This is a genomic window from Cupriavidus sp. MPR-AND1C (assembly GCF_058809705.1).
Genome location: NZ_JBXASU010000049.1, coordinates 1 through 15,612 on the forward strand (window position 1 = coordinate 1; position 15,612 = coordinate 15,612).

17 protein-coding genes are annotated in these 15,612 nt (G+C 67.3%); 12 read left to right on the forward strand and 5 right to left on the reverse strand.

The genetic code is table 11. The features are described 5' to 3' along the window. Together AC1RWI_RS23530 and AC1RWI_RS23535 are read right to left on the reverse strand one after the other, a co-directional pair. Window positions 1–532, reverse strand: a 532-nt coding sequence (locus AC1RWI_RS23530; RefSeq protein ID WP_492869108.1) for an SH3 domain-containing protein, incomplete at its 3' end; no start/stop codon positions are given. 31 nt (window positions 533–563) lie between these two features. Next, window positions 564–731, reverse strand: coding sequence for a hypothetical protein (locus AC1RWI_RS23535; RefSeq protein ID WP_170301751.1), 168 nt, complete (start codon window positions 729–731; stop codon window positions 564–566). A 186-nt stretch (window positions 732–917) separates the two neighbouring features. Here AC1RWI_RS23535 and AC1RWI_RS23540 point away from each other — a divergent pair, with 186 nt between their 5' ends. Together AC1RWI_RS23540 and AC1RWI_RS23545 are read left to right on the forward strand one after the other, a co-directional pair. Further along, the gene (locus tag AC1RWI_RS23540) at window positions 918–1,472 is read left to right on the forward strand and encodes a YbhB/YbcL family Raf kinase inhibitor-like protein (RefSeq protein WP_492869110.1); all 555 of its coding nucleotides are present in this window, start codon (window positions 918–920) and stop codon (window positions 1,470–1,472) included. A 480-nt stretch (window positions 1,473–1,952) separates the two neighbouring features. Next, a complete protein-coding gene (locus AC1RWI_RS23545) occupies window positions 1,953–3,158 on the forward strand; it encodes an NAD(P)/FAD-dependent oxidoreductase (RefSeq protein WP_043357659.1) in 1,206 nt (401 codons plus the stop codon). Between the two features lie 20 nt (window positions 3,159–3,178). Here AC1RWI_RS23545 and AC1RWI_RS23550 read toward each other — a convergent pair whose 3' ends face one another. Both AC1RWI_RS23550 and AC1RWI_RS23555 read right to left on the reverse strand, forming a co-directional pair. Further along, window positions 3,179–3,718 carry an RrF2 family transcriptional regulator gene (locus AC1RWI_RS23550; protein WP_492869112.1) on the reverse strand — a complete coding sequence of 180 codons (540 nt, stop codon included), beginning with the start codon at window positions 3,716–3,718 and terminating at the stop codon, window positions 3,179–3,181. A 121-nt stretch (window positions 3,719–3,839) separates the two neighbouring features. Beyond that, window positions 3,840–4,634: an SDR family NAD(P)-dependent oxidoreductase gene (locus tag AC1RWI_RS23555; protein ID WP_043353229.1), complete on the reverse strand. Its 795-nt coding sequence runs from the start codon at window positions 4,632–4,634 to the stop codon at window positions 3,840–3,842. A gap of 249 nt (window positions 4,635–4,883) precedes the next feature. Here AC1RWI_RS23555 and purT point away from each other — a divergent pair, with 249 nt between their 5' ends. The 3 genes from purT (at window position 4,884) to AC1RWI_RS23570 (ending at window position 7,336) form a co-directional block, all read left to right on the forward strand. Then, entirely contained in the window at window positions 4,884–6,089 is a 1,206-nt protein-coding gene (gene purT / locus AC1RWI_RS23560) for a formate-dependent phosphoribosylglycinamide formyltransferase (RefSeq protein ID WP_082055053.1), read from the forward strand. Between the two features lie 100 nt (window positions 6,090–6,189). Further along, window positions 6,190–6,888 (forward strand): aspartate/glutamate racemase family protein, encoded by a 699-nt coding sequence (locus tag AC1RWI_RS23565; RefSeq protein WP_043353233.1) that lies wholly within the window; start codon window positions 6,190–6,192, stop codon window positions 6,886–6,888. Between the two features lie 67 nt (window positions 6,889–6,955). Then, window positions 6,956–7,336 carry a DUF427 domain-containing protein gene (locus AC1RWI_RS23570; protein WP_492869115.1) on the forward strand — a complete coding sequence of 127 codons (381 nt, stop codon included), beginning with the start codon at window positions 6,956–6,958 and terminating at the stop codon, window positions 7,334–7,336. Window positions 7,337–7,379: 43 nt separating this feature from the next. Here AC1RWI_RS23570 and AC1RWI_RS23575 read toward each other — a convergent pair whose 3' ends face one another. Continuing rightward, entirely contained in the window at window positions 7,380–8,183 is an 804-nt protein-coding gene (locus AC1RWI_RS23575) for a GntR family transcriptional regulator (protein WP_052494869.1), read from the reverse strand. A 198-nt stretch (window positions 8,184–8,381) separates the two neighbouring features. Between AC1RWI_RS23575 and AC1RWI_RS23580 the strand changes: the two genes are divergently transcribed. The 7 genes from AC1RWI_RS23580 to AC1RWI_RS23610 all read left to right on the forward strand — a co-directional run bounded on the left by AC1RWI_RS23580 (window position 8,382) and on the right by AC1RWI_RS23610 (window position 15,585). Further along, on the forward strand, window positions 8,382–9,278 hold the full coding sequence (locus AC1RWI_RS23580) for an isocitrate lyase/PEP mutase family protein (RefSeq protein ID WP_052494870.1): 897 nt from the start codon (window positions 8,382–8,384) through the stop codon (window positions 9,276–9,278). A 2-nt stretch (window positions 9,279–9,280) separates the two neighbouring features. After that, window positions 9,281–10,681: a 3-isopropylmalate dehydratase large subunit gene (gene leuC, locus AC1RWI_RS23585; RefSeq protein WP_492869118.1), complete on the forward strand. Its 1,401-nt coding sequence runs from the start codon at window positions 9,281–9,283 to the stop codon at window positions 10,679–10,681. 2 nt (window positions 10,682–10,683) lie between these two features. Beyond that, window positions 10,684–11,310, forward strand: a complete 627-nt coding sequence (gene leuD / locus AC1RWI_RS23590) for a 3-isopropylmalate dehydratase small subunit (protein ID WP_492869176.1) — start codon at window positions 10,684–10,686, stop codon at window positions 11,308–11,310. After that, the gene (locus AC1RWI_RS23595) at window positions 11,307–11,933 is read left to right on the forward strand and encodes a YbhB/YbcL family Raf kinase inhibitor-like protein (protein WP_492869120.1); all 627 of its coding nucleotides are present in this window, start codon (window positions 11,307–11,309) and stop codon (window positions 11,931–11,933) included. The genes leuD and AC1RWI_RS23595 overlap by 4 nt, the downstream gene beginning before the upstream one ends. Before the next feature lie 58 nt (window positions 11,934–11,991). Then, on the forward strand, window positions 11,992–13,014 hold the full coding sequence (locus AC1RWI_RS23600) for a tripartite tricarboxylate transporter substrate binding protein (protein WP_492869122.1): 1,023 nt from the start codon (window positions 11,992–11,994) through the stop codon (window positions 13,012–13,014). Between the two features lie 72 nt (window positions 13,015–13,086). Beyond that, a complete protein-coding gene (locus AC1RWI_RS23605; protein ID WP_492869124.1) occupies window positions 13,087–14,553 on the forward strand; it encodes an MmgE/PrpD family protein in 1,467 nt (488 codons plus the stop codon). A 36-nt stretch (window positions 14,554–14,589) separates the two neighbouring features. Next, window positions 14,590–15,585 (forward strand): Bug family tripartite tricarboxylate transporter substrate binding protein, encoded by a 996-nt coding sequence (locus AC1RWI_RS23610; RefSeq protein ID WP_492869126.1) that lies wholly within the window; start codon window positions 14,590–14,592, stop codon window positions 15,583–15,585. The last annotated feature ends 27 nt before the right edge of the window (window positions 15,586–15,612 follow it).

Below are 15,612 nucleotides of genomic sequence, written 5' to 3' on the forward strand. Positions count from 1 at the left end.
CGCCGCCACCGTGACCACCACCATGGCTGCTTCCGCCTCCATGACCAGGCGGACGGCCGGGCGGATAACCACCTGGCGGGCGCACATGCACTGGCGGATAGCCCGGTCCCGGCCCATATGGCGGACGATGCGCCCAGCGTCCCTGGTCGTGGTACCAAGGCCGTCCGCGATAGTAGTTACCCCAGTAGGAGCCGATGGAGAACGTGATGATGGGAAGGCCAATCACGGTGCCGTAGTTCAGCACAGAAACACTGCCGCCCTGATACGCGTACCCGAGCTGCCCGGCATAGACCCAGCCACGTAGGTTAGGTAGCGCCACGTCGCACCATGTGTACTGGCTGACGCACCCCATCACGGTGAGCGGCACGCCGCCGGACAGTTGCGCCACCACCGGGTAATCCGGTGCGGGTCCGGCACGCAGGTTGACGGGGCCGGTGGTAAAGGCTTGGGCAGGCTGCGCAAACGCCACACCGGGCGCGGCCAGCAATGCGGTGATTCCCGCCAGAACGCACTTAACGGCCATTCGGCGCATCAAGACCTCCGCAGCCGCTGGTGATTGTGGTTTACCCCGCCACGTGCCACGGCGAGACGGAGAACGCCACCATCAGGACGGAAACGATGGCGGGCGCACCGTATTTGATCGCAAGCGATTGGGAGAGTGTGCCGAGCAAGACATAGAGGCACACCAAGCCGATCGCGCACATGAACACAAGGCTTTGATAATCTTGCATGGATGTCTCCTTTAGTCGTTATATTTTTAACGTTATTTCTAATGACATCGTCCGTACTTCGCAACAGCCTTGAGCACGATCAAGCCCATATTAAGTCTGGTCAATCGTGAATGCCAGAGGGTATACGCGCACCTTCCTTTGCGTGCGTCGAATACATTCCACTCATTCCATCGGAGCGAGGCACAAATGAATCTCATCAGAACACGCTTCGCGCCGCTGGCTGGCGCACTGGTTTTGGGCTGCATTGGCACGGCATATGCGGCAGGCATGCAGGCGTCGTCCGCATCGTTTGCGGATGGGGCGGCGATCCCTACGCTGTATGGCAACAATACGTCCGATTGCGGCGGCAAAGGCGTGTCGCCGCAGGTGTCGTGGTCGAATCTTCCCGCCGGCACCAAGTCCATGGCGGTGCTGCTGCTGGACCTCGATGGCAACATGGGGCTAGGCTATTCGCACTGGGTCGCCTATAACATCGCCGCCGATCGCGGTCAGTTGAAGGAAGGCGAGGGCCAGGCCGATCGCCATGGCGTCACCGTTGGCAAGAATGTACGGGGCGAGCCGATTTATCTTGGACCTTGTCCGCCGGTTGGTGGTGCGCCGCACCATTATGTGTTGACCGTCATCGCCACAGACCTTGCGCCAACCGCGCTGCCGCCTGGCCTGAACAGGGACGAACTGATGCAGGCGCTCAAAGGCCATGCGCTGGGCGGCCAAAGCGTCGTCGGAAGATATGCGCGTTAAGCGGCTGCGTATCTTTTTGAGCGCATCGTTCGAGAGCAGGAGGCTAAAGGAAAATGAAAAAGGCGAAAGGCGTTAAGCCATCAGCAATAGCCCTCGGAAGTAACCCCCGGAGTTGCTGAAAGCGCAATTCGCCAAGACCCGCCACACCGGCGCCGCGCGAGTGTTGCCCGCGCGGCGCCGGCCACAACAGGGCTGCGACCAGCACCAGCGCCGCCACCACTGACGCGCCAACGTGATGTCGAACATCACGCAATGCTGCTTGGCGCGCTCGATTCCCTCGCTACGATTTCGTGCTGCTGCCGCAGGCAAGGCGCATCGTACGCCGCGTGCGGCGAACGGGACGCTGGTAACGCGTGCCGCGAAAAAATCCCTTGAGTTTCAAAACTACGACTCATAGAATCGGAGTTTTGAGTCGGGGCGTCGCGTGGCGTGCGCGGTCCGGCAGCATGAACGCATGCGTAATTTGAGAGGAGTTGCATGATGGCTAAACGTATCCTGATCATTGGCGCCGGCTTCGCCGGTATGTGGAGTGCGCTGGGCGCGGCGCGCCTGATCGATCTGCACGGCCAGAAGGATGTGGAGATCGCGCTGATCGCTCCCCAGCCGGAGCTGCATGTGCGTCCGCGCTTCTATGAGGCAGGTGCTGCGCGGATGAAGGCGCCGCTGCGCGACATCTTCGATGCGGTCGGCGTCAGGTTCATCCAGGGTACCGTCGAGCGGATCCATGCGGACCGCAATGAAGTCGAGGTGGTTGGCATCGATCAAGCGAGGTCCACGCTGTCCTATGACCGCCTCGTGCTTGCTACGGGCAGCCGCCTGTTTCGCCCGCAGATCCCGGGTCTGGACAAGCATGCGTTCAGCGTGGACCAGATCGATGAAGCGGCCGAGCTGGAGGCGCATATCAAGCGCCTTGCCGATCATCCGGCATCCGCCGCGCGCAATACCATCGTGGTGGCCGGCGGCGGCTTCACCGGCATCGAGACCGCGGCCGAAATGCCGGCGCGCCTGCGCGATGCGCTGGGCGAAGACGCCGAGGTGAACGTCATCGTGGTCGATCGCCATGCCGAAGTGGCCGCCGAGCTCGGCGCCGGCCCGCGTCCCGTCATCACGCAAGCGCTTGAAGCGCTTGGCGTGACCTGGCGGCCAGGCACGTCGGTGGCGTCCGTCGACGAGAACGGCCTGACCACGGCGCACGGCGAGCGCATCGATGCCAAGACGGTGATCTGGACGGCGGGCGTGCGCGCCAGCGCGCTCACGCAGCAGATTCCCGCGCAGCGCGATGCATTCGGTCGCCTGCATGTGGACAGCAACCTGCGCGTCAAGGGCGTGGACGCCGTGTTCGCCACCGGTGATGTCGCTTATGCCGCCACGGACGATGACGGCAACTATGCCGCGATGTCGTGTCAGCACGCGATGAACCTTGGCCGCTCGGCGGGGCACAACGTTGCTGCGGACCTGCTCGGCCTTGCACCGATTCCCTACCGCCAGCCGAGGTACGTCACCTGCCTGGACCTGGGCCCGTGGGGCGCGGTCTACACCGAGGGCTGGGAGCGTGAAGTCAAGCTCGTTGGCGCGGACGCCAAGGCGCTGAAAGGCCGGATCAACGCCGAGTGGATCTATCCGCCCAGCGCCGATCGCGCGCAGGCACTGGCCGCGGCCAATCCCGATCGCACCGTGGTAGCGTAGATCCGCTGCGCTCGCCGGGCCTAGTCTTTGTCTGCCGCATCGCGCTCGCCGCGCCGGTGGGTGGCGCGGTCCGCGAGCCATCGCACTACGTGCGGGCCGAAATTGGCCGGTGCCTTGACGAGGGTCCGCTCGGCGAGATCGGCGAGCGTGTGCCCGGCCAGTTCCTGCCGCATGGCCTTTTCTGCCGCCTGCATGACGGCATGGATGGAGCAGATGCCACGGGTGGCCCAGGCGGGCGGCGACGCATCGAACAGCGCGCAACGCTCGCGGATCTCGCGGCAGTCGAACAGCGCCTTGTCGCCGTCGATCGCTTGCACGACATCCATGACCGTGATCTTTGCCGCCGGCCGCGCCAGCGAAAAGCCGCCGCGAATGCCTTCGGTGGCCACGACCAGGTTGGCCTTGGCCAGCTTGGTGAACAATTTGGCGAGGTATTCGGCAGGGACGCCTTGCAGCTCGGCCAGGTCGCGCACGCTGGCTTCCTTGACGCTTGCCGTCGGGTCGGCGAGGAACAGGAGGCAGTGCAGTCCGTATTCGACGCCCGTGCTGATGTGGGACATGGCTTAACTAAGATAGATTGAATCGTAGTTCAGCCTATACAGATTCGGGGCGAAGCGCAAGCGCCGGGGGCGGCCAACTGGCGCGGCCGCATGGCCGCGCAAGGAATGCCGCGCACAGGACTCAGGCGATCGTATCCACGACCCCGCCGTCCACGCGCAACGCGGCGCCGGTGGTGGCCGAGGCTTGCGGGGAGCAGGCATAGACGATCATGTTGGCGACTTCCTCGACGCTGGCGGCACGCTGGATGATCGAGGAGGAACGGTGTGTTTTGACGAAGTCCGCTGCCACGGCTTCGGCGGATTGCCCCGAGCTTGCCATGGCATCCTTGAGCATGTCGGTGACGCCCTCCGACAGCGTGGGGCCGGGCAGTACCGCGTTGACGGTCACGCCGGTACCGGCAAGCCGCTTGGCCAACCCGCGTGAGACTGCCAGTTGCGCGGTCTTGGAAAAGCCATAGTGGATCATGTCGGCGGGGATATTCAGCGCCGATTCCGACGAGACGAACACGATCCGTCCCCATTTACGCTCGGCCATGGACGGCGCATAGGCCCGCGAAAGCCGCACGCCCGACATGACGTTGGTTTCGAAGAAGCGGGTCCACTCGCTGTCGGGCGTCTCAAAGAAGTCCTGCGGCTGGAAGATGCCAAGGTTATTTACCAGCACATCCACTCGGGGATGGGCCGCCACCAGGCGGGCGCAGGCCTCGGGGTCGGCAAGGTCGCCGACGAAGCCCGTCACGTCGGCGCCGGCAACGGCGGCACGCAGCGCTTGCAGGGCCTTGTCCACCGTGGCGTTGCTGCGCCCGTTGAGGATGACGCGGGCGCCTGCGCCAGCGAGTCCCTTGGCCGTTGCGAAGCCGATGCCGGCGGTGGACCCTGAAACAAGGGCGATCTTGCCCGTGAGATCAATCTTCATGGCCATTCCTTGGGAGGCCTGCCGAGTGCAGGCCGACTGACCTAGTTTATTGGCTCGGCGGATTTCGGCAAGGCCCGTCCCCCAGGCGGCCACGCGCGCCAGTTCCACCCGCCGGTTCTTGCCGCGGCCTTCCTCGCAGGCATTGTCGGCAATCGGCTTGCGGGCGCCAAAGCCCTCGGCACGCACGCCTGGGCGCGCGCTTTCGGTCCACGTACAATCGCTGTTTTTACTTGATCCCAAGGGTCCCACATGACCACTCTCGGCACCCCTCTGTCGCCTGGCGCGACCAAAGTCATGCTGCTGGGCTCCGGCGAGCTCGGCAAGGAAGTCCTGATCGCGCTGCAGCGCCTCGGCGTTGAAACGATTGCGGTGGACCGCTATGCCGATGCGCCCGGCCAGCAGGTGGCGCACCATGCGCGCACCATTTCCATGAGCGACCCGGACCAGCTCAAGGCGCTGATCGAGGCCGAGAAGCCGGACCTGGTGGTGCCGGAGATCGAGGCCATTGCCACGCAGATGCTGGAGACGCTGGAAGCCGCCGGCGTGGTGCGCGTCATCCCCACGGCGCGCGCGGCGCGCCTGACCATGGACCGCGAAGGCATCCGCCGCCTGGCTGCGGAGACGCTCGGCGTGCCCACCAGCCCCTACAAGTTCTGCGACTCGCTGGAAGAGCTGCAGGCGGCCATCGATGGCGGCATCGGCTACCCGTGCGTGGTCAAGCCGGTGATGAGCAGCTCCGGCAAGGGCCAGAGCAAGATCGACGGCCCCGCCGACGTCAAGGCCGCATGGGACTACGCCATGGCCGGTGGCCGTGTCAGCCACGGCCGCGTGATCGTGGAAGGTTTCATCGACTTCGACTACGAAATCACGCTGCTGACGGTGCGCGCGATCGGCGCCGACGGCCAGGTGGAAACGCAGTTCTGCGAGCCGATCGGCCACGTGCAGGTCAGCGGGGATTACGTGGAAAGCTGGCAGCCGCATCCGATGCATCCGGCCGCACTGCAAAAATCCCAGCAGATTGCGCAGGCCGTCACCGCCAACCTGGGCGGGCAAGGCTTGTTCGGCGTGGAACTGTTCGTCAAGGGCGAGCAGGTCTGGTTCAGCGAAGTCAGCCCGCGTCCGCACGACACCGGCATGGTGACCATGATCACCCAGTGGCAGAACGAGTTCGAGCTGCACGCGCGCGCCATTCTCGGCCTGCCGGTCAGCACCGCGCTCAAGAGCCCGGGCGCCAGTGCGGTGATCTATGGCGGCGTGGATGCCAAGGGCGTGGTGTTCGACGGCGTGGACGAGGCGCTGCGCGTGCCGCAGACGGAGCTGCGCTTGTTCGGCAAGCCGGAGAGCTTCACCAAGCGCCGCATGGGCGTGGCCCTGGCGTACGACGCCGACGTGGAAGCGGCCCGCGTGCGCGCCAAGGATGCGGCGGGACGCGTGAAGCCGCGCGTGGCAGGCTGAGCCAGCGCTAACTTGCTTTACCCGCTCGGTGCGCGGCGGCTGAATCGGCCGCCGCGCATGATCCCGTGATTTGCCGTGACATCGCATGGAGCCAACCGTCATGACCCTGCATATCGGCATCGTTGCCTGCTCCGCCGAAGGTGCTGCGCTTTGCTACCGGACCATTTGCATGGAGGGCGCGCGGCTGCTCGGGCCGCATGCGCATCCCGAGATATCCATGCACACCCCGTCGCTTGCCGAGTACGTCAAGCACCTGGATCGCGGCGACTGGCAGGCCGTAGGTGAGTTGATGCTCACCTCTGCCAGCAAGCTCGCTGGCATGGGCGCGGATTTCCTGATCTGTCCCGACAACACCATTCACCAGGCGCTGCCGTACATGGCGGCGCGTTCGCCGCGGCCCTGGCTGCATATTGCCGAGGTGGTCGCCGAGAGCGCGGCGGCGCGCGGTTTCACCCGCCTGGGCCTGACGGGAACACGCTGGCTTGTCGACAGCGAGGTCTACCCCGAAAAGCTTGCCGCGCGCGGGCTCGGCTTTATGCGGCCGGACCCCGCCGAGCGCGATGAAATCAACCGCATCATCATGGATGAACTGGTGGGCGGCATCGCTACCCCGGAAGCACTCACTTACTTCCAGCGGGTTATCGGGCGGATGAAGTCGCAGGGTTGCGATGCTGTTGTGCTCGGCTGCACGGAAATCCCGCTGATCGTGAACGACGCTAACTCGTCACTGCCGACGCTGGATTCCACGCGGCTGCTGGCGCAGGCGGCGCTGCGCAGGGCGGTGCAAGGCGCATATTGATGCCGGGCAGGCTGGCGCGTTCACGCGTAGTATTGGCAGGCGCGGCAACACATCAGGAAGCCCAGCCATGGCCAGCAAGCCCATCAAGATCCCGGGGCCCGATCATCCGATCGTGATCGAGGCGAACCCCGCGCGCGTCGTCGTGAGGCTCGGCGGCGCCGTCATTGCCGACACCCGCAGCGCGCTCACGCTGCGCGAGGCGGCCTACCCGGCCGTGCAGTACATTCCGCGCAAGGATGTCGATATGTCGCTGCTGGCGCGCACGGACCATGCCACCTACTGCCCGTACAAAGGCGAGTGCGCTTACTACAGCATCCCCGCGGGCGGTGAGCGATCGGTCAATGCGGTGTGGACTTACGAGGCGCCGTATGCCGCCGTCGAGGCCATCAAGGATCACGTGGCCTTCTACCCCAACCGAGTCGATGCCATCGAGCAGCGGCAGGGCTAGGCGGTGAACGCCAGGGCCGTGTGCTTTATGTTGAAACGGCCTCTTAGCCGCGCGGCACGTCGTGGACTAACTGCCCGGCGCTTAGCGTGTTGACCGTGTCGGCCGAGATATCCATCAGGATGCGGCTGCGTTCCGGGGACATGTACACCGTGATGTACTGGACCGGCCGCGACTCCGGGTCATGCATCAGGCGCACCAGCTTGAGCAGTGGCGCACCAACCTCGGTGCGCAGCCAGCCCGCATAAGCGGGGTCGGCCGCCTGGGCCGTGATTTCCTGCACCACGCGGCCAAACTTCACCCCCTGCGCCATCAGGATCTCGTAGAGCGCTTGCTTGCGCAGCGCCGCCGCCGACACGCGCTTGCCCAGCGCGGCGGGTACCCATGCATCCGTTAGTATCACCGGCGTGCCCTTGATGCTGCGCAGGCGCAGCGCGTGCACGGCTTGCTCGCCCGGGGCGAGCAGCAGCAGTTGGGCAATGTCCGCCGGCGGCACGGCCGTGGCCACCTCAAGAACCTCGACGTCCGTCTCCAGCGCGGTCTTGCGCAGGCTGTCGATCACGCTAAGGCTAGGGCTGCTGCGCCCTGCCGGCGCGTCCGCCCGCACAAAGGTGCCAAGGCCATGGCGCCGCTCCACCAGCCCTAGCGCCGCCAACTCGGACAGCGCCCGCCGCACCGTGATGCGCGAGACGCCAAAGCGCTCGCACAGTGCTTCTTCTTTCGGCAAAGCCCCCGTTTCCGCATAGATGCCGCGCGTGATTTCGTCGCGCAGCACGAGAAAGAGCTGCCGGTGCAGTGAGGTGCCGGGCATATGGCCCAGCGGCGAAGGGGAGTCGGTCGTGCGCGGCATGAGGTGACGGTTTAGTGGCGTGGGCAGCATAGCACAACGGTCCAGTGGCGAATTTCCCAATCCTTGACGGAACCGACAAGTTGTATCTAGAATATAAACACATAAACACAGGGCGAAGGTCGACAACCGATTCCCCTCCGCGCTGAGGCTTACTCCGTACGCATTCCGTCACCCACCGCAAGCAGACAGGACCCGTCCATGACCCTCGCAGCTATCCTTCGCCAGCGCCTGCAGGCGCCCGGCATGATCATCGCGCCCGGCGCTTACGACGCCATCGGCGCGCGCCTGATCGAGCAGGCCGGCTTCTCCGCCTGCTACATGACTGGCGCCGGCACGTCGGCGGCGCGCGGCTTCCCTGATTTCGGCCTGCTGACGATGAGCGAGATGGTTGAAAACGCCGCGGTGATGGCGCGCTCCGTGTCGATCCCGCTGATCGCCGACGCCGACACGGGCTACGGCAATCAGCTCAACGTCACCCGCACCGTGCGCGAGTACGAGGCCCGTGGCGTGGCGGCGATCCATATCGAGGACCAGGTTGCGCCCAAGCGCTGTGGCCACCTGGATGGCAAGGAGGTGGTCTCGCGCGAGGAGTTCGTCTCCAAGATCCGCGCAGCGGTGCAGGCGCGCCGCACGCCGGATTTCGTCATCATCGCGCGCACCGATGCGCGCGCCATGCTCGGGCTGGAAGAGGCCATCTGGCGCGCCAACGCCGCGCTGGAAGCTGGCGCGGACCTGGCCTTCGTGGAAGCCACGCAGACCATCGAGGAAGTGGCGGCGGTGCCGCGGCTGGTGCGCGGCCCTTGCCTGCTGAACGTGGTGCCCGGCGGCCGCACGCCGATCTTCGACCTGCGCGAGGCCGAGGTCATGGGCTACAAGCTGGCCATCCTGCCGGGCCTGATGCTCAAGGCCGCGATCCAGGCGGGCGACGAAGCCCTGGCCGAGCTCAAGGCCACCTTCACCGCGCCAGGCGTGTCGGCCAGCGTGGGGCAGACCTTCCGCCGCTTCGGCGCCGATGAATGGGACAGCCTGCGCCAGCGCTTCAATGCCGGCGAGCGCGCCACCAACCCCGATGCGCCGGCAAGCGCAAAGGCTTGACGATGGCGCGCACTCTCTTTGACAAGCTCTGGGACGCGCATGTGGTGCGCGAACTCGGCGATGGCTGGGCGCTGCTGCACATCGACCGTCACTTGCTGCACGATCTTTCCGGCCCGCCGGCGCTGGCCGATGTGGCGGCGCGCGGCTTGCCGCTACATGATCCGGCGCTGGTGTTCTCCACGCCGGACCACGCGGTCTCCAGCCAGCCCGGGCGCGATGGCAATACCCATGTGCCGGGCGGGCGCCTGTGGTCTGCGCTGCGCGATCGCTCGGCCGCGGCGGGTGTGACGATGTTCGACCTCGGCCAGCCGGGGCAGGGCATCGTCCACGTGATGGGCCCAGAGCTGGGCATCGTGCTGCCCGGCCTGACGGTCATCTGCGGCGACAGCCATACCTGTACCAACGGCGGCCTGGGCGCGATGGCCTTCGGCGTGGGCTCGTCCGAGAGTACGCACGCGCTCGCCACGCAGACGCTGCGCCAGCAAAAGCCGCGGCGCATGCGCATCCGATGCGACGGCGTGCTGGCCGAGGGCATCACCGCGAAGGATCTGGCGCTGCATATCATCGGCCGCCTCGGCGCGGCGGCTGGCGGCGGCTATGCCATCGAGTTCGCCGGCACGGCCATCGAAGCGCTGGAAGTGGAAGGGCGCCTGACGCTGTGCAACCTGAGCGTGGAACTGGGCGCGCGCTTTGGCATGGTGGCGCCCGACGCGCGCACCATCGAATGGCTGCGCGGCCGCCCGTATGCGCCCTCCGGCGCGCAGTTCGACGGCGCGGCCGAGTACTGGCGCACGCTCGCCACCGATGCCGGTGCCGTGTTCGATCGCGAAGAGGTGATCGACGCCGCCGCCGTGGCGCCCACTATCACGTGGGGCACCAGCCCCGAGCACGCGATCGCGATCGACGGGCTTATCCCCGATCCGGCCGCCGCCAGCGACCAGGCGGCCAGTGCTGCCATTGGCGCCGCGCTGGATTACATGGGCCTGGCACCCAATGCCCCCATCGCCGGTACGCCGGTGGACTGGGTCTTTATCGGCTCCTGCGCGAACTCGCGCCTGTCCGACCTGCGCGCAGCGGCCGCCGTGGCGCGCGGGCGGCGCGTGGCCCCGGGCGTGACCGCCTGGGTGGTGCCGGGCTCGGAGAACGTCAAGCGCGCGGCCGAGGCCGAGGGGCTGCGCGCCGTGTTCGAGGATGCGGGCTTTGCCTGGCGCGAGCCCGGCTGCAGCATGTGCGTGGCCGCCAACGGCGAGCAGGTGCCGCCCGGGCAGCGCTCGGTCTCCACCTCCAACCGCAATTTTGTAGGGCGTCAGGGGCCAGGCGCCCGCACCCATCTTGCCAGCCCCGCGATGGCCGCCGCCGCCGCGGTCACCGGCTGCATAACCGACGTACGGAAACTCACATGACCATGCAACCCTTTACGGTCGTAACAGGCGCCGCCGTGCCGCTGCTGCGCGCCAACGTCGACACCGACGTGATCATCCGCATCGAGCGGCTCACCGCGCTGCCGCGCGAGCAACTCGGCCCCTATGCGCTGGAAGCGCTGCGCTACCGCACCGATGGCAGCGTGGACCCGGGCTGCGTGTTCAACCAGCCGGCGTTTCGCGGCGCGCCGGTACTGCTGGCCGGCGCCAACTTTGGCTGCGGGTCCTCGCGCGAGGGCGCGGTGTGGGCGCTGATGGGCCTGGGCGTGCGCTGCGTGATCGCGCCGAGCTATGGCGATATCTTCTACAACAACTGCTTCCAGAATGGCGTGCTGCCGATCCGGCTCCCCGCCGAAACGGTGCAAGCGCTGGCCGCGCAATGCGCAGCCGGCGCGCCGGTGCGCGTGGACCTGGCGAGCGCCACGCTGACCGCGCCCGATGGCGCGACCGTCGCGTTTCCCGTCGACCGGCTGCGTCGTGAAGCCCTGCTGCACGGGCTGGACGATATCGGCCTGACGCTCAAGGACGATGCGCTGATCCGCGCCTGGCAACAAGCCGATCGCACCAGCCGGCCCTGGGCCTGGACGGTGCGCCGGCAAGACGCGGCATGAACGCCCGGTTGCAGCATCCACTGTTGCTGCGCGCAGCCGGCCTGCTGCTGCGCGGACGCCAAGCGGGCGATGGCAGCCTGGCATGCAGCGACGCCGTGCTGGCCGCATTGCCCCACACGCTGGCGCTGCACAGCGCGTCGTTTGCCGATCACGGCGCGATGCCCGAGCGCCACGCGGGCGCGGGCGTGGGCGCCAACTGCTCGCCCGCGCTGGCCTGGACGGGATTGCCGGCAACGGCCACGCACTGGCTGTTGCTGGTCGAGGATCCGGATGTGCCGCTGGCTTACGCCATCGTGCACGCGCTTGCCTGGGGCCCGGGCTCGGTCGGCTCGCTGGCCGAAGGCGCACTGTCGCGCGCGCCGTTGCCGGCCGGCGTGACACTGGCCGTCAACGGGCTGGGCCATGCCGCTTACGACGGCCCCCGGCCCCTGCCGGGGCACGGGCCGCATCGCTACGTGTTCCAGCTGTTCGCGCTTGCCGCCGAGCCGCCAGCGGGTCTTGCGCGCGAAGCGCTGATGGCGTGGCTGCGCACGCATGCCATCGCGCGGGGCCGGCTCAATGGCGTGTTCCAGCGCGACTGGCGAGGCCGGCCGCTGACTCCAGCGATCGTTGCGTCGGCTTGAGTGCTTGCACGGCTAGCCGGAAACACCACGGGTTACCACAAGAAAATATGGAGACAACATGCCATCCCTGATCCAACGACAAACCAGGTGCCGAGCCGTCGGCCTGCTCGCCATCGGCGCGGCAATGCTGTCGGCCGGCACGCTAGCCGCCGCCGCCAGCCCCACTGCCAGCCCCACTGCCAGCCCCGGCGCATGGCGCCCGGACCGTCCGGTCACACTGGTGGTCCCCTATAGCGCCGGCGGTGGTACGGACGCCACCGCACGCGCGGTGTCCAAGCCGCTTGGCGTGCTCTGGGGCCAGCCGGTGGTGGTGGAGAACCTGCCGGGCGCCGACGGCCTGATCGGCACGCGGCGCGTGATGGAGGCGAAGCCCGATGGTTATACGCTGCTGCTGCAGGTGCCGGCTATCGTGGCCACCAGGTACACGCCCGGGTTCAAGGGCATTGACCCGTTGGCGCGGCTCGACCCCATCACGGCGATTTCGCAGTCGCCCGCCGCGGTAGTAGCCAGCGCCAAGCTGCCCGTGAAGACGTTCGCGGAACTCGTGCAGTACTGCAAGACCGTCGCCAAGACCTGTTCGCTCGGCACCGGCGAAAGTCTAGCGCGCATCTCCGGCAAGCAACTGGCGGCGGAGGCGGGCTTGCCTGACCTCATTGTCGTCAACTACCGTGGCACCGGCGCCATCATCACGGACCTGATCGCCAACAACGTCAACCTGGCGTTCACCGGCATCACTGCCGCGCTGCCGCACTACAAGGCGGGCACGCTGAAGATCCTTGCCACGCAGGGGCGCACGCGCGCCGCCGCGCTGCCTGATGTGCCTACCACGGCCGAGGCCGGTTACCCGCAGTTCCAGTCGGTCACCTGGTATGGCCTGTTCGCGCCCAAGGGCACCCCGGCTGCGATCACGCAGGGCATTGTCGCCGTGCTGCGCGAGGCCGTGAAGGATCCGGAAGTGCAACGGACCATCGCCGCCGCGGGCGCCGAGCCGGTGGCGAATTTGCCTGCTGAGTTTGCCGCGCAGGTACGCCAGGAAAGCGAGCGCCTGGGGGCGCTGGTCAAGCAGTATCCATTCGAGTAAGGGGACCCGACCGCCAGCCGACTGCGCCAGTCTCCACGTAGCCTCACGTAACGCCACATAGGCAGACACATCATGCAAAACCAGGATCAGGACCAGCATCAGAGTCAGAGTCAGAACGCCGCACCCATGCCGCCAACCGATCCCGACGGGCCCACCGGCAGGCTCGCCCAATGGCTGGCCGCCTTCCGGCTGGAGCAAGCCAGCGCCACCGCGCGCGAGCGCGCCAAGGCTCTTACGCTCGATGGCATCGGCTGTGCCATCGTCGGCGCGCAATTGCCGTGGTCGCGCACCGCCGCCAATATCGTCCGCCAGATGGAGGGGCAGGGGGACCGCACCATCGTCGGCTGGGGGGCGCGCACCAGCGCGCCGGGCGCCGCGCTGCTCAATGGCACCTTTATCCAGGGGTTTGAACTTGACGATTACCATCCGCTCGGGCCGCTGCACAGCGCCTCGCTCGTGCTGCCCGCGCTGTGGGCCGCATCCGAAGGCGAGCGCCGCGTCAGCGGGCGGCGCTTCCTGGAGGCGGCCATGGCCGGCTATGAGGTGGGCCCGCGCGTGGGCATGGCCCTGCACGGCGCGCAGATGTTGTCGCGCGGCTGGCATTCCGGCTCGGTGTTCGGCACGCACGCCGCCGCCGCCGCGGTGGGCAAGCTGCTGGGGCTCGACGCCGCGCGTTTCGAGGATGCGCTTGGGTTGGCCGGCACGCAGTCGGCCGGGCTGATGGCGGCGCAGTACGAGGCCATGTGCAAGCGCATGCACCACGGCTTCGCCGCGCGCAATGGGCTCTACGCGGCGGTGCTGGCGGCGGGCGGCTACACCGGCATCAAGCGCGTGTTCGAGCGCGAGTACGGCGGCTTTCTCTCGACGTTCGGCGAAGGGCATGCGCCGGACGCCGCGCAGATCACCGACGGCCTGGGCGAGCGTTGGGAGGTCGAGCGGATCGTCATCAAGCCCTACGCGGCCATGGGTGGCATCCACGCGCCGCTCGATGCGCTGTTCGACGTGGGCGCACAGCGCACGCTCAAGGCAGGGGAGATCACCGCTATCGAGGTGGATGTGTCGCATGCCGTCTATCACCATGGCTGGTGGGTGCCGCAGCGGCCGCTGACGCCAATCGGCGCGCAGATGAACATCGGCTACGCGCTTGCGGTGGCGGTGCTGGATGGCGCGGCGCTGGTGCCGCAGTTCGCGCCGGCGCGCATCGATGCCGACGACGTCTGGGCGCTGCTGCCGCGTATCGCCGTGCGCCACGATCCCGCCTTCGACGCAGGCGGGCAACGGGCACGCGGGCGCGTGCGTCTGGCCGTGACCTTCACCGACGGGCAGCGCATCGAGGTCAATCGTTGGGCATCGCGCGCCATCGAAGCGCCGCAATCGAGTGACGAAGTGGCCGCGAAGTACAGGTCTCTGACGGACGGCTTGATTGCGCCGCAGCGGCAGCACGCCATCGAGCGCATGGTGCGGGATCTTGAGCAGCTCGACGATGTGCGCGACTTGCTCGCCCTGCTTGCGCCACCGGTGGGTTGCGCGTTCGGCTGAGTGCTTGCCGACAACAAAGAACATCAGGAGTGAGACATGACCCAACGATTCCCCCGGCGTGCCGTGCTGGCCCGGATGGCAGCTTGCGCGATGCTGGCCCTATCCAGCCTTTCGGCCGTTGCCCAGGCGCACTGGCCGGACAAGCCGATCCGCCTGGTGCTGCCATTCTCGGCCGGCGGCCCGGGCGATATCACCACGCGGCTGATCGCGCAGGCGCTTGGCCGGCAGCTGGGCCAGACCGTGATCGTGGACAACAAGGCGGGCGCCGGCGGCATCATCGGCGCCGAGTTTGTCGCCAAAAGCGCGCCCGATGGCTATACGCTGCTGATCGCCGGCAATGGTGCGGTCGCCAACGTGTTGCTGCGCGCGAAGATGCCCTACGCCGACAGCGACCTCGTTCCTGTGGTCAGCACCAATGCGGCGCCGTCGGTTATGGTGGTGGGCGCCGGTGCTTCGCGCAAGGATATCAAGGACCTGCAGGCGCTGCAGGCCTACGGCAAGGCCAGGGGTGGCATCACGTTCGGCACCGCCGGCGCCGGCAGCACCGGGCATTTCGTGGCGGAGATGGTGGAGACGGCGCTCGGCGTGCCAGTGACACTGGTGCACTACAAGAGCGGCTCGGAAACGCTTAACGCGGTCATTGGCGGCCAGATCGACCTGGCGTCCGAAGCCCCGGTTGGTGTGCTCGGCTTCCTGCGCGGCGGCAAGCTGCGCGCGCTGGCGGTGACCGACGACAAGCGCGCTCAGGCGTTGCCGGACGTGCCCACCACGGCGGAGCAAGGTTTTGCAGGCATCCGCATGGAGCACTGGGGCGGCATCTATGCGCCCAAGGGCACGCCGGCGCCGATCCTGGACCGCATCGCGCAGGCCACGCAGGCCGCGTTTCGCAGCGACGCCGGCCTGCGCGCGCAGTTCGAGACCTACGGCTACCGCCCCGTGTCGGGCACGCGGGCGGAGTTCACGCGTTTTGTGCAGGACGAGAAGCTGCGCCTTGGCAAGATCGTGCACGACGCGCACATGACGATCGATTGAGTGGTTGGCACGGCACGCTTTAGCGGC